Source organism: Lewinellaceae bacterium, assembly GCA_020636105.1.
GTDB lineage: Bacteria > Bacteroidota > Bacteroidia > Chitinophagales > Saprospiraceae > BCD1.
Genome location: JACJYL010000002.1, coordinates 924,342 through 937,659 on the forward strand (window position 1 = coordinate 924,342; position 13,318 = coordinate 937,659).

The 13,318-nt window shown below is 42.1% G+C and carries 10 protein-coding genes; 2 read left to right on the forward strand and 8 right to left on the reverse strand.

What is annotated here, in order from left to right:
* The first annotated feature begins 803 nt into the window (after positions 1–803).
* Positions 804–2,078: a hypothetical protein gene (locus tag H6571_20795; protein MCB9326191.1), complete on the forward strand. Its 1,275-nt coding sequence runs from the start codon at positions 804–806 to the stop codon at positions 2,076–2,078.
* A 174-nt stretch (positions 2,079–2,252) separates the two neighbouring features.
* Positions 2,253–3,854 (forward strand): family 10 glycosylhydrolase, encoded by a 1,602-nt coding sequence (locus H6571_20800; GenBank protein MCB9326192.1) that lies wholly within the window; start codon positions 2,253–2,255, stop codon positions 3,852–3,854.
* 129 nt (positions 3,855–3,983) lie between these two features.
* Here H6571_20800 and H6571_20805 read toward each other — a convergent pair whose 3' ends face one another.
* The 8 genes from H6571_20805 to H6571_20840 all read right to left on the reverse strand — a co-directional run bounded on the left by H6571_20805 (position 3,984) and on the right by H6571_20840 (position 13,289).
* A complete protein-coding gene (locus H6571_20805; protein ID MCB9326193.1) occupies positions 3,984–5,114 on the reverse strand; it encodes an aspartate--ammonia ligase in 1,131 nt (376 codons plus the stop codon).
* A 232-nt stretch (positions 5,115–5,346) separates the two neighbouring features.
* On the reverse strand, positions 5,347–5,895 hold the full coding sequence (locus H6571_20810; GenBank protein MCB9326194.1) for a hypothetical protein: 549 nt from the start codon (positions 5,893–5,895) through the stop codon (positions 5,347–5,349).
* A 333-nt stretch (positions 5,896–6,228) separates the two neighbouring features.
* A complete protein-coding gene (locus tag H6571_20815; protein MCB9326195.1) occupies positions 6,229–7,026 on the reverse strand; it encodes a TIGR02757 family protein in 798 nt (265 codons plus the stop codon).
* A 150-nt stretch (positions 7,027–7,176) separates the two neighbouring features.
* Positions 7,177–7,932: a glycosyltransferase family 2 protein gene (locus H6571_20820; GenBank protein ID MCB9326196.1), complete on the reverse strand. Its 756-nt coding sequence runs from the start codon at positions 7,930–7,932 to the stop codon at positions 7,177–7,179.
* Positions 7,933–8,177: 245 nt separating this feature from the next.
* Positions 8,178–9,902, reverse strand: coding sequence for a M3 family oligoendopeptidase (locus H6571_20825; GenBank protein MCB9326197.1), 1,725 nt, complete (start codon positions 9,900–9,902; stop codon positions 8,178–8,180).
* Between the two features lie 75 nt (positions 9,903–9,977).
* Positions 9,978–10,406: a DUF5606 domain-containing protein gene (locus tag H6571_20830; protein ID MCB9326198.1), complete on the reverse strand. Its 429-nt coding sequence runs from the start codon at positions 10,404–10,406 to the stop codon at positions 9,978–9,980.
* Positions 10,407–10,917: 511 nt separating this feature from the next.
* Positions 10,918–12,147 (reverse strand): 2-oxoacid:acceptor oxidoreductase family protein, encoded by a 1,230-nt coding sequence (locus H6571_20835; protein MCB9326199.1) that lies wholly within the window; start codon positions 12,145–12,147, stop codon positions 10,918–10,920.
* Complete coding sequence (locus tag H6571_20840) at positions 12,144–13,289, reverse strand: hypothetical protein (protein MCB9326200.1); 1,146 nt, start codon at positions 13,287–13,289, stop codon at positions 12,144–12,146. The genes H6571_20835 and H6571_20840 overlap by 4 nt, the downstream gene beginning before the upstream one ends.
* Between the last annotated feature and the right edge of the window lie 29 nt (positions 13,290–13,318).

Here is a 13,318-nt window from a genome sequence, read left to right on the forward strand (position 1 = left end):
TATCGTTTTATTCTTATCGTAAGTATAGTACAAATTATCTATTTACTGTATTTTTAAAAACCAATAGAAAAAATACAAACAATTGATAATCAATTAAATCTATTAAATATCGTCTGAATCATTTTTATCTTTTCACATTTTAGACTGTTTATTTTTTTTTCTTTTATTTAAAAAAATCAATTCACTGAAAGAAAAAGGATGGATATCTTAAAAAAACAGGGTGCCAAACTTACAGTATGGCACCCTTTTGTTTTATCACACAGAAAAATTTAACTCTCAAACGCTAAACTGAACCTGGATACTACGAAAAAAATATTCTATAATAATTTCATTCCTATAGTACAAAGCAATGCCTGAAATTTTCAAGCTTATGTAGAATGGGATCACATTGCCGATAATAAGTCAAGGTTCAGTAGAAAATTAAATCCTCAAAGTTCTGTAATGATTTGAATGAATAGTGTTTCATTGTGAGTCACGGTACAAATATGGGACAAAAAAAAAATCCTCAATAGTACATTTTAATAAGTTTCTGATGTAACTTTATCATTCTTGTTTCGTATAAAAAACTGATTACAAGCTTATTAATAGTAAAATAAAGCATTCGATCTGTTGAAAAAAAATAAAAAATTAAATCTTTAATGGAGGAAAGTCGACTAATAAAACATATTGAAGCCCTTGGGATAAGAGAAAGAGAACGATTTCGTTTATTTGTACAATCCCCTTACTTTAACAGACATGAAAAAACGATCCAGTTACTTGAAATCATTTTAAAGGGCATAGATTCAAAGCGCATTAAACTGACAATGGAGTACGTATTTTCACAACTTTTCCCCGGGGAAAAGTTTGAAGAACAACAGCTTCACAATGTGATGTCTTATTTAAAAAAACTCTATTTCCGTTTTTTATCCATAAAATACATTGAAGAGCAGGATTTTATGGAACCCTTATTCACCATAGAATCGGCCTACGAAAACAATCAATTCGACCTTTTAAAAAACAGGGGAAAACAGGTAGAGAAAAATTTAAAGAAAACGCCACACCAGAATAACGACTACCATTATGCCCAATACCGCTTAAATTATTTATTGGGTTATTATGCTGCCCAATACGAAGACAGGACCAAATCGGTGCTTTTTCAGAAAATGCTTAACAGCCTCGATCGGTTCTATATCATCGAGAAATTGAGAAACAGCTGTCACCTGACGGCCAATATGATCATGTTGAATACCAACTACGATTTTCATTTTCTCAAAGAATTGATGCAATACCTTCAGGACCATATGGAGGATTATAGAGAGGACCTGTCCATCATTATGTATTACACCATTCTTAAGAGCCTCCAGGAAGAAGACAATCCGGACCATTACAAAAAACTCATTGACATTCTTTCACACGACGTGAGCAGATTGTCCTCAGAGGAACAAAGTGATCTTTATTCCTTTGCCAACAATTATTGTATTCGACAAATCAATAATGGTGACAGCAACTACCAGAGAGAATTGTTCCAGCTATATGAGCAAGGCCTTAAAACCGGTCTTATTCTCGACAACGGGATTCTTTCCGAATGGAATTATAAGAACATCACTTCCCTGGCCTGCAGTCTGAAGGAATTCGAATGGGCTGAAAATTTCATTCAGACCTATAAAGACAAACTGAATGCCCCGAGAAGGGAGAATGCCTATAATTATAACCTGGCCCACTTGTATTATAATAAGAAAATGTACAGCGAAGCCTTATCTGTTTTATTATTGGTACAATTCACAGACATCAAATACCACCTCAATACAACCTTCCTTTTATTGCGTACTTATTTCGCATTGAAGGATACCGAAGCCGTGCTTTCCCTTATTGAAACGTTTAGAATTTACGTCATCCGGAACCAAAAAATGACCCTTGAACTCAAAAGAGGTTATACCAATTTCCTGAAATTTGCCAAGCAACTCGTGTTGCTTAAACACCATGCAAGTACCTATCCGAAAACTAAACTGAGGGAAAAGCTGGATGGACTTAAAACAAAAATTGAATCGACCAACAACCTCATCAACCGTTATTGGCTGCTGGAAGAATGTGATATGTAGGAAGTGTGGATTTTTTGATGTGCGGATGAGGAGATGAAAATGAGGAGATTTGCTTTATGGCAGAACGAAAAGGTATGCAAAAAAGTGTTTTCTTCTGGAATTATGCGAAAATGGAGGATGAATTGGTAAATTTGGCCCAAGCTTTTTGGCAATGAATTTGAAAAAATATCTACTATGAAAAAGGTACTAAAAACCGATACATTCTCCTTTGGGAAACTACCATTGCTGATCATTGCACTCCTGCTGCCTTTTTTATTAAATGCGCAAAAAGCACTGAATCACCCACAAAAGCGCGAATTCCGGGGCGTCTGGATAGCCACCGTAGCTAACATCGATTTCCCGAAGAGCAAAACCACTGATCGGATCGCCATCCAGGAGCAGTTCAAAAACCTGCTGGATAAATACGAAGTTTTAGGATTCAATGCTATCCTTTTCCAGGTACGCCCTGCGGCGGATGCTTTTTACCCTTCCAAGCTGGCCCCCTGGTCCGCTTTCCTTACCGGAGAGCAGGGCCGCAGCCCCCAGGATGAATTTGACCCCCTGAAATTCATGATCGAAGAAACCCATAAAAGAGGCATGGAATTCCATGCCTGGCTCAACCCGTACCGGGCGACCATGAACCTCGACAGCAGCCAGCTTTCCCTTCAGCACGTGTTTTTTCAACACCCTGACTGGATGGTGGAATACGGCAGGCGTTTTTATCTCAATCCAGCCATGCCCGAGGTGCGTACCCACCTGGTGAACGTGGTGGCGGAAGTGGTGGAAAATTATGACGTAGACGGCATCCATTTTGATGACTATTTTTACCCTTACCCGCAAAAAGGGGAAGTATATCCTGATAGCCTGGATTTTAGATTTTACGGAGCTTTTTACAACGATATCGGAAATTGGCGCCGGGATAATGTCAACAAACTCATTGAAAGTGTTTCACAGCGCATCAAAGAACTAAAGCCACATGTAAAATTCGGTATCAGCCCATTTGGAGTATGGCGCAACAGGGCAAATGATCCGTTTGGGTCTGACACCAGGGCCAGCGTCACCTGCTATGATGACCTTTATGCCGACGTTATTCACTGGATGAGAAACGGATGGGTCGATTATGTCGCACCTCAAATATACTGGCACATCGGTTATCCCCCTGCCGATTATGCTACCCTTGCAGACTGGTGGGCCATACAGGCCGGCAATTGCAATCTTTATATCGGGCAAGCTGCCTATAAAGTCGGGGACAACCCGGAACTTCCCTGGCTAGATGGAAACGAAATTCCCAAACAGATCTTTTTTAACCGCAGCAATACCAAAATACTGGGCAGCATTTATTTCAGTGCAAGATCCATACTCAAAAACCCCATCGGTTTAAAAGATTCTCTGGAAATCTACTATTCAAAACCGGCCTTGCTACCGGAAACCAATAGCCTGGAGCTGCGTAGACAGGCCCCGCCGAATTTCCGCCGAATTCGCCGCCATGCAGAAGACGTTCGACTGAAATGGAAACCCGCCAAAAATGATGCGGAACACCTCCCGTTTTATTACGTGATCTATCGATTCGAGGGGGTTGTAGAAGAAGAACTGGATTTCGATAACCCTAGGAATATTCTAAAAATAATGCCCTTTGGATCTGTTGATAAAAAATTCATCTATATCGACGATACAGCTGAAACAGGGAAAATATACACCTACGCGGTAGTAGCAGTTAACCGCCAAAACACAGAAAGTAACCCCAGTGAAAAAAGGCGCATTGTCAAAAAGGAAAGCGGTATTAAACGGATTAAATAACGAAAGACGATAAACGGCCAACGATAGTCGATTTGTCGTTTCGGAGTGGAGATACCAGACCGGAATAAACACAAGGAAGGTGCAAGCCTCCCTCAACCGTCTATCGTCAACCGTCTACCGGCATTTTATCTATTCAATTACAAAAATATTCTTCTCCCGGCAAATTTCTTTGAGTTTTTCCGGCCAAACGGTACAACTCACTTCGCCGATATGTGCTTTTTTGAGCAATAACTGATAAACCCTTGACTGTCCGATACCGCCGCCGATACTCAATGGCAATTCTTTATTGATGATCGCTTTGTGATACGGCAATTTCAGAAAATCGAGTTGCCCGGTAATTTCGAGCTGCTGCTTCAGGGTTTTCTCATTTACGCGAATCCCCATGGAGGATAGTTCGTGCCGACGCCGGGTCACAGGATTCCAAACGAGAATATCTCCGTTGAGCCCATGCATGGGGCGACCGTCTTTCGAAAGCGTGGGTGTTACCCAATCATCATAATCAGGAGCTCTCATTTCATGCGGGTAGCCGTCAGCCAGCGTCCAGCCTATCCCGTAAATAAAAACGGCAGGATATTTTTGAAGGATTTCGGTTTCTCTTTGCTTCCTTGGCAGGTCAGGAAACATTTCAAGGATTTCCTCTGCGTGGAGGAAGACAAGTTCTTCCGGCAGGTTCGGATATTTGTCGTCTTTCAACTGTGGAAACAATTCCTGGGCATGGCGTTGTGCCCCAACTAGTACCTTCCATATTTTTTTTACAATATCCGTCAGGAAGTTTAGGTTGCGTTGTTCTGAGGTGATCACTCTTTCCCAGTCCCACTGATCAACGTAGGCACTATGATCATGATCCAGGAAATAATCTTTTCGAATGGCGCGCATATCGGTATTGATTCCTTCGCCCACTGTCAGTCCAAACTGCTTCAAGGCTATCCTTTTCCATTTGGTGGCAGCCTGTACCACCTGCGCATCAATCGGGTTTTTACCGTGATCATTTTTGATATGAAATTCTACCGGTGTCCGGGAGCCATCTCTGTCGAGGTAGTCATTCACCCCACTGTTTCTATCCACGATGAGCGGTACCGTCACCATCATCAGATTGAGTTCTTTGGCCAGGTTATCTTCGATGTAATCCTTTACCGCCTTGATCGCAATCTGCGTTTCTTTAGGTGTCAGTAAAGATCGGTAATTTTTTGGAAGTACTTTTTCCACTTCTTCATAGGTGCCGATACCGGGACCTGCGAGATCCATAACTTTTGTGTTCATAACTACTTAATTTGGTTAGATAAACTCGATGAGAAGGTAACGTATTGGCGGAAAAATTCCTATGATTTTTGTCAGGCAAGGGGTTAAATTTTATTTTATTTACAAAAAAATAAGCCTATTTTGATTTTATTGCGAATTTTTACCCACAAAAGTTTCTTTTTTTTGAAAATTTTTAAAAATCTGCTCGACACAAGCTTCAATAACTCAATTGAAAAAGAAAAAACGGACGCCCCTACTCTATCACTTCGACCATAAAACCTCCGCGATTATTGAAATCATCCAACCGCATTGAGTAGTCAGGGTCATCCGGAGTTAAGCTTAATAGTTTAAAATTATTATCCTCAAGATCCGAGGACGTTCGGAAAGTAAGATAAATCGTACATGGGCAATCGGCCCCTGAAAAGGTTGCCTTCCGGGAAAAATAATTGATGCTATTTGGATCAGTAGAGTAAATGGTGTATTTATAAAATGCGGAATAAAAATTATAAGAATATATACCAGGACGTTTAGCTATCAAACCTATCTTTATCGTATTTCCACCTGCGTTTACTGCATAAAACAACTGTCCCCATGGAGGATAAAGCACTATTTCGCCAAGGACCGCCACAAAATCAAAATAGACCGATTCATTTCCTTCAACAGGAAGGGTATCTAATTTCACAGGAAATCCCAGGCTTGTACCCATATCAAAATTTCCAACATCAACCAGCTTATTCGTATTTAGGTCCAAAAGGCTAAAGTCATAAGTCGATTCGAGCCATAACGTGTCTCCGACATTCATGGGTTCAGCCGTCAACGAAACAGCAAAAGGGATTTCAAACCAATATCGGGGGATAAAACACTCCTTGTGGCAGGAGCTAGGCAGGAGAAAGGCACAACACAGCAAAAAAAACGACGCCCTTAATGAGGTTTTCATAATCAATTATCATATAAAATTAAGGGTTTTTGTGATCAGATTCAATCTAAATTCCACCAGGTTCTGCCTTTCATTTGGTGATGCTGACTAACAATGAGTGACTCATGGTTCCAGGCATTGAAAACATCAAAAAAACAATTCCAATATTTATATAATCTCCAGTTCAGGTAGTTTTTGAAATGCCGGCAAGACTCATGTTCAGTGGGAATGTCTAAAATCCAACAAATCCGTTTCCCCCAAAACACCGATCCCAAACAAGGCATAATCGTACTTGCCAGGATCTTCCGGATCAAAAGAACGCAGTACTTCCATGAGTTCCATCAAGGCTTTCCAGTCGGTTTGTTTTCGGTGCAGTAGCCCCAGTTTACGAGCCACCCTATCGACATGAACATCCAACGGGATCAGCAACTGACCAGGTCTGATCTGTTTCCATAACCCAAAATCGACTCCCTTATCGTCCTGGCGCACCATCCACCGCAGAAACATATTTAACCGCTTGCAGGCAGAATTCCTTTCGGGCGTTGAAACGTGCTTCCGGGTACGCTGAGGAGCAACAGGCAGACTGAAAAACAATTCATGAAACCCGGTCAAGGCCGGGCCAACATGGGGGTCTTCCGGAGTCAGGAAACGGGCGAAGGCATCTTCCAGGCTTTGATTTTCCCTATAGTAATTTTGAAAAAATTCGAGAAAATAAAGGGTATCTGTATATTGAAAGGTTCTATGTTTGAAGTGTTCAAACCGGACGCGGTCTTTTTCTTCATGATTAAGGATAAAATCGTAAGGCGCCCCATCCATCAAATCGAACAACTCCCGGGATTTATTGATAATAATACTGCGTTTCCCCCAGGCGAGCATGGCGGTCCAAAAGGCAGTGATCTCGATATCCTGCAATTTTTCATAACTGTGAGGAATACTAATCGGATCGTCAGCGATGTAATCAGGAATATTTACCGCCTCCACTTTTTTATCGAGAAAGAAAACAATGTCAGGTATCATGTAAATTAATTGTATAAAAATCCACTAAAAGATAAAATCCTGCGTTAAATAGCCAAGACTTTAAACAAAACAGGACTAGACTATGCCAGCAACAATTACTTATACCCTCATCCTCGCACTTATTTACCTGGGAAAAAAAGCCCTTTCCACTCAATAAGATTTCGGACTTTTATACAATTTGAATTTTGCCAATCCTAATTTTTGTAAAAAATGAGAAAAGGATACGCGAATAACCCCTAAACCATACTTTGCACTTCTTGACAGGTTGATGGAAGAGGCCTCCTCGAAATATTTTGTGGGACAGGTTACTTCTCCTATGTGAAATCCCGCATAAATGATCTGTGATAACATTTCATTATCAAAAACGAAATCGTCGGAATTTTCATTATAATTGATGGCCCGGAGCACTTCGCTGCTGAACGCCCGGTATCCCGTATGGTATTCGGAGAGTTTATAATTGATCAGAATATTTTGAAAAAGGGTTAAAAAACGATTGGCAATGTATTTATAAACAGGCATCCCCCCCGCCAAAGCCCCTTTTCCCAGGATGCGTGACCCCAGCACTACCGGGTACAGATCATCACCAATGATATTGACCATAGCAGGAATCAATTTGGGGGTGTACTGATAATCCGGGTGCAGCATAATGACAATATCTCCCCCCAATTCCAGCGCTTTATTGTATAAAGATTTTTGGTTGCCCCCATACCCTTTATTGGTCTCATGAACGATGACATGTCCAACCCCGATGGCTTTTGCCAGTTCGGCGGTATCGTCTTTACTCGCATCATCGCACAATATTACCTCATCCACCAGGTCAAGCGGAATTTCATTATAAGTTTTTTCCAGGGTTTGCGCAGCATTGTAAGCAGGCAAGACCACGATCACTTTTTTATTATTGTACATTTGATTAAAATTATGGCGCAAAGATAGGCTTTGATACTATATATTAAGTACCCGGGAATAGTTTTTTGCCCCAGGCCGCCAAAGGATGATAAAAGGATTAGGTATAGTGCGTCACGGTGAGGGGCCGTTAGTAAAGACTAAAGGTTTAAGACTAAAGGTTTAAGTAAATTATACTGCGCTAAAGGCGGCACGAAAGTTCCCCGAAAAATTACTTAGCCTTATGAAAGCCCTTGATCCTTTGTCAATCAGTGTAACAATTCTCTCAATTCTTTCTTTACAAAAGCGCCCAGTTCCTGGATATACTCCCTTGAGAAATTAAAGGCAATCCCTGCGGTTTCATAAATTTCACCGATAGGTTTGGTATAGCCCATTTTGAGAGCGTTGATGTAGGCCTCAATAGTGGCCTCAGGGTTTTCCCTGTAATTTTTCCAGATGGCAATGGCACCGAGTTGGGCCATTCCATATTCAATATAATAAAAAGGCACCTCAAAAATATGTAATTGTTTGTGCCAGATGTATTCTGAATAATGTTCCAGATCTGTTTTATCTATTTCTTTGGAACTAAAAGCGTCCATGGTTCTCATCCACGCTTCCTTTCTTTCTTGTCGGCTATGGTTGGGATTGGTATACAACCAATGCTGGAACTTATCAATGGTGGCTACCCATGGCAGCACCTTCAAAACCGTTTCCAACTGATTGATCTTTGCCCTACGGAGATCATCTTCATTTTCAAAAAATACGTCCCAATGATCCATGGTAAGCAGTTCCATGGTCATGGCGGCCAGTTCGGCCACTTCTGAAGGAACTCTTTTTGCCGCATTCAACTCCAGCTTTGCGGTGAGAAAAGCATGAACGGCATGGCCACTTTCATGCAATAAAGTACGAAGATCGTTAAGCGTATTGGTGGCATTCATAAAAATGAAAGGCACCCCGGTAAGATGTAAAGGCATATTATACCCTCCCGGTCTTTTCCCTTTACGTGAAGCCAAATCCAGATGCTTCATTTCCCGCATCGTGGCAATATTTTCTCCGAAGGAAGGATTGAGCCTGTTGAGGCAATCAATGGTTTTCTCAACCAGTTCTTCTTCAGTTTCAAACGGACGGAGCGGCTGCTTGGCGTTGGTATCCACATGAATATCCCAGGGCCTCAACACATCAAGCCCCAGCTTATCCCGGCGATAACGATTCAAATTGTCCAGTAACGGAAGGATTTCATATTGAATGGAATCGTGAAAATCGAGACAATCCTGAACGGAATAGTCAAATCGACCCAGTGCAGCAAATTTATAATCACGGAAATTTTCAAAACCGGCATTAAGGGCCATGTGATGCCGTTTTTCCAACAGATCATCAAAAAGGTTTTCCAGCGGTTCTGTATCCTGTAATATTCTTTGATTGATTTTATGATAAATACTTTCTCTGTAAACGCGATCGGTTTCTTCAAGCAGTGATCCTGCTTTCTGGAGGGTCATCTGAACCCCGTGAACCCCTATTGTCATTTCGGAAAAAATCTTTCCATGTTCCTTTGACTTGAGCTGTACTTCAGTGGAGATGGAAATATTGTTTTCGTTGAAAAGATCTACTGCGTTTTTTACATTCCGGCAATAGATAAAAAACTTATCTTTATCAAGAGATTCAAAAAAGGGAGAATCTACTAATTTTTTATCGAGCAGGTTTTCGTAGGCATATATTTGCGGGGATAATTCCTGAACAGCGTGCTGATATCTTGATGCAGCCTCTTCATCCGCACTATCTCTGGTAATATTAATATATCGCCAGCCAAAAGCCTCACCAACAACCGCCTCTAAATGACTCCTGTCATATATCCATTTCTCTAAATCCTTAACTGAAGACACTAGCCTGCCGGCAAGGTCATCGTAGTAAGGCTTTAACGTTTCCCAGGAATTAACCTCAAAATAGCCTGGTATGAAGTTGTCTCCCTGTCGAATAGATTCGTCAGTAGCTCTCATAATATAATTTTTTCCACCAGATAAACAGTTAAACTGTCTAGCGGCTTAGGTCGTCAAGGTTCGCATTAAAAAATGCTATGCCTCAGGATTATTTTTTGTATTGTCGTCGGCATCTTCCAGAGTTAACATATTCCCCTCTTTAAGGAAGATAAACCATTTTATTACTTTTTTAATATCAGCCGTTTTTACCCTGTCAGAATCATAACTAGGTAAAACATCACTGAAATATTCATGCAAAGCTTCAGCGGGGCTATTCACATCAATGGGCGGATTGTCTTCATATTGGTCCTCCATATTGCGAAATACCTTTTTCAATTCCATTGTATCCCCATCTTCGGTATAAATCCCAATAGATGCCAATGGCGTAAACTGATGCTTTCTTGCAGAAGCAAATCGTCGTTTTCCAGAACCCAGTTCTTCAACGATTAAACCATTACTTCGGTTCGCAACCATACGGTAAAGACCTCCAAGGCCGGTTACCGCGATAATCTCATCAAAATTCATATTATACTATTTCCTTTTTGTTTGGGGCACAAATGTACAAACAAAAGGAAATATTTAAGACTGTGGATTGAAATTGTAGATGCCTATTTTGAAATTGGTGGGGATAACAGCTCAAAAAGTTCCCGACAAATATACAAGATTTTTATATCTGGTCAAAGTAATTAGAAGAACTTTTTCAGCATACCGTGCTCCTTTTGAGCTCATTACAAAACCTCTCTTTTGCATATACTTCCTTAAAACGCAATATACACCTCTTTGAATTTGCTTCAATAAAACACTGATTATTAACTTTATGCAAAATTCTTTTTATCTGTTTTTTTTCCAGTACCATACTAAGATTGGTTTTAAAAACAAATTTTTTCCAATACCGTTCCCCGTGTAAAATATTGTGGGAAACGGTATTTTTTTTCAGGAAAGCGGTTACAATCGTCAATCCGGTTTCTAATTTTTGAGCAAGAAAAATTTAAAAAAAAATATTTCCTTGTACAGGTTTTACCCCCCATTACCTTTTTCACTCCTTCTGACCGATCGCCTCCAATAATTTGTCTGCATATTTATGTCGGTTGATGGCTTCAAAAAAAGCAGCTTCTGGGATCACCCCGCTGGTGGCCACCCAATGCTGTACGGCTTTTAGAGCAGCTCCTTTTTTGCCGGATATTTTTTGAAAAGGATGGAAGACGGCATCATCCAGTCCGGCAGGTTCCAGACTGCTGTCTATAAACACCCGGGAATGGGCTGCTATCCGGCCTTTTACTTTTTGAAGTCCTTCACTCGTCACGATTAAAATAGCTTCAGGGGCTTCCAAACCTGTATAATTTATTGGATGCCTGGACAAAATCACCTCCGCCACGGAGAACCCTGTACCTACCGTAATGGGATATTCTCCTTTCATGGTAGCATGCAACCCCGATAGGATGCCCGCGTTCGCCAAAAGCATCGCAGCAGACTGAATCCCCCCTCCGGCAGAACCGGCAATGACTACGCCAACCCTATCCTGTAAAGGAGATTCGAATAATTGGGACAGCACCTCTTCTTCGTCGAAAAGGGTGGCGCATTCCCGGAATTCATACCGGGGAGCTTCCCGAATATTTAATAAACTCGCAGGGGGTTCAATGACCTCCTGAAAATCACTCCATTTTTTGAAGGCATAAGAGGTACACATACTCGACACTTCCACAATGGAAAACCCTTTGTAGGCAAAAGCTTCCGTAAGCTTCTCCTGGAAATCTTTCGGATCCGTAACCCTGGCGGCAAACCCCGCCCCGGCCTGATGGGCCAATCGGATGATATCAAAAGGAGGTGCCTCATCAGGAAAATGTTTGAAGTCCTTAAAGTCGTTGGTCGATAATCCGCTCATCTGTCCCCCGGTCATGCCGTATAGCTGATTATTAAGTACAACAAGAGTCAGATCTGCATTCCTTCTTGCCGCTTCCAGAACATGCTGCAAGCCAATGGTTACCCCTCCGTCGCCCTGTATGACGAGCACTTTCTTTCCAGGGGCTGACAATCCTATGGAAATGCCTAACCCCAGGGCAGGAGCACGCCCGTGTAATCCGTGAATGGTATGGGTTGCAAACAAAGGGTCAACCAATCCGCTGCACCCAATATCACTTACCACTACTACATCCAGCGGGTTATAGCCCAGTCCCGTCAATGCCTTTGAAATATTTTTCACTGCCACCCCATGTCCGCAACCGGGACAGAAAGGGAATTTTTGCTCGGTTAATATATTTTGAGTCATGAATTGCCATTTTGATTTGAAAGATTTTCGATCACTTTTGCTACAATTTCGGAAGGATCGATCATACTGCCAATTTTGTTCACCGATCGGATCCTGCCGTGCTGCTGTTGCCCGAAAATGATCTCCCGGTACAGGCCTGTCAAATTCTCTTCCACAAAAGTGACCCGCTCATAACGATTGATCAACTGTACTATTTCAGCGGCCACCGGCAGGAGGGTGTTTACGGTGAGCAATGCTACCTTTTTTCCATTTTTACGCAATTGCAACAACGCATCCCTTGAGGCATCCGCTGAGATTCCATACGTGACGATAAGGTCCCGCGCGCCGGGTTCATCCTCCAGGCTGTAAAAGGTGATTTCAGGCAAATGCTTTTCAATTTTTGCCCTAAGACGCCTTGTATTGTCCAAAGATTCAGGCGTTCCTTTTCGGATCATCCCTTCATTGTCATGGGTGGAAGAATTGATGCGAACCTGGTGATCGGTATGACCTAACGGCACAAAAGGCGGCACGAGGTCCTGCCCGGCAAGATAGGATTTGTAGGGATCCTGGCCACTGTAAACCGGCTGTTCTATTTTTTCAATATCCGGCAAGGTAGAAAGGTCAAAACTCCTCTGTGTCATCACCATTTCTTTGGAGGTAAGCAGGATGACAGGAGTTCTTAATTTAATGGCCGTCCCGATCGCCTTATGCGCCAGGCTCCATCCCTCCTCATAGGTGGAGGGACAAAAGACGGGTACGGGATATCCTCCTGAAATGATGCCGTTCAACAATTTCAGATCGCCCTGTGCCCCGGTGGTCGCAGACCCTGTGCTGGGACCGAGCCGTTGCACAATGATGAGGAGCATGGGCATTTCCATCATGTAGGCCATGTTGAGACTTTCCACCATGAGGGCAAGGCCCGGAAAGGAGGTTGCTGTCACCGGGAATTTACCCGCTGCACTGAACCCCGTCATCCACTGGATCACCGAAATTTCATCGGGGCCCGCCATGAATAGTGGAAACGCTTGCTGACTGTAGCGATAAAATAAATTGGAAGGCGTGATCGGGTATCCTACAAATACATCGGCACCGGACCTGACACAGGCTTCTGCGATAATCCTGGAACCGTCGATCAGGACATTTTTTGATTTTTGTTTTACCATTTGCACAAGATTTTGCGCAAGCGGATATT

Excerpts from the sequence above, each read along its gene's own strand:
- H6571_20795 (MCB9326191.1), top strand. The coding sequence starts at position 804 with ATGGAGTACGTATTTTCACAACTTTTCCCCGGGGAAAAGTTTGAAGAA.
- H6571_20800 (MCB9326192.1), top strand. The coding sequence starts at position 2,253 with ATGAAAAAGGTACTAAAAACCGATACATTCTCCTTTGGGAAACTACCA.
- H6571_20805 (MCB9326193.1), bottom strand. The coding sequence starts at position 5,114 with ATGAACACAAAAGTTATGGATCTCGCAGGTCCCGGTATCGGCACCTAT.
- H6571_20810 (MCB9326194.1), bottom strand. The coding sequence starts at position 5,895 with ATGAATGTCGGAGACACGTTATGGCTCGAATCGACTTATGACTTTAGC.
- H6571_20815 (MCB9326195.1), bottom strand. The coding sequence starts at position 7,026 with ATGATACCTGACATTGTTTTCTTTCTCGATAAAAAAGTGGAGGCGGTA.
- H6571_20820 (MCB9326196.1), bottom strand. The coding sequence starts at position 7,932 with ATGTACAATAATAAAAAAGTGATCGTGGTCTTGCCTGCTTACAATGCT.
- H6571_20825 (MCB9326197.1), bottom strand. The coding sequence starts at position 9,902 with ATGAGAGCTACTGACGAATCTATTCGACAGGGAGACAACTTCATACCA.
- H6571_20830 (MCB9326198.1), bottom strand. The coding sequence starts at position 10,406 with ATGAATTTTGATGAGATTATCGCGGTAACCGGCCTTGGAGGTCTTTAC.
- H6571_20835 (MCB9326199.1), bottom strand. The coding sequence starts at position 12,147 with ATGACTCAAAATATATTAACCGAGCAAAAATTCCCTTTCTGTCCCGGT.
- H6571_20840 (MCB9326200.1), bottom strand. The coding sequence starts at position 13,289 with ATGGTAAAACAAAAATCAAAAAATGTCCTGATCGACGGTTCCAGGATT.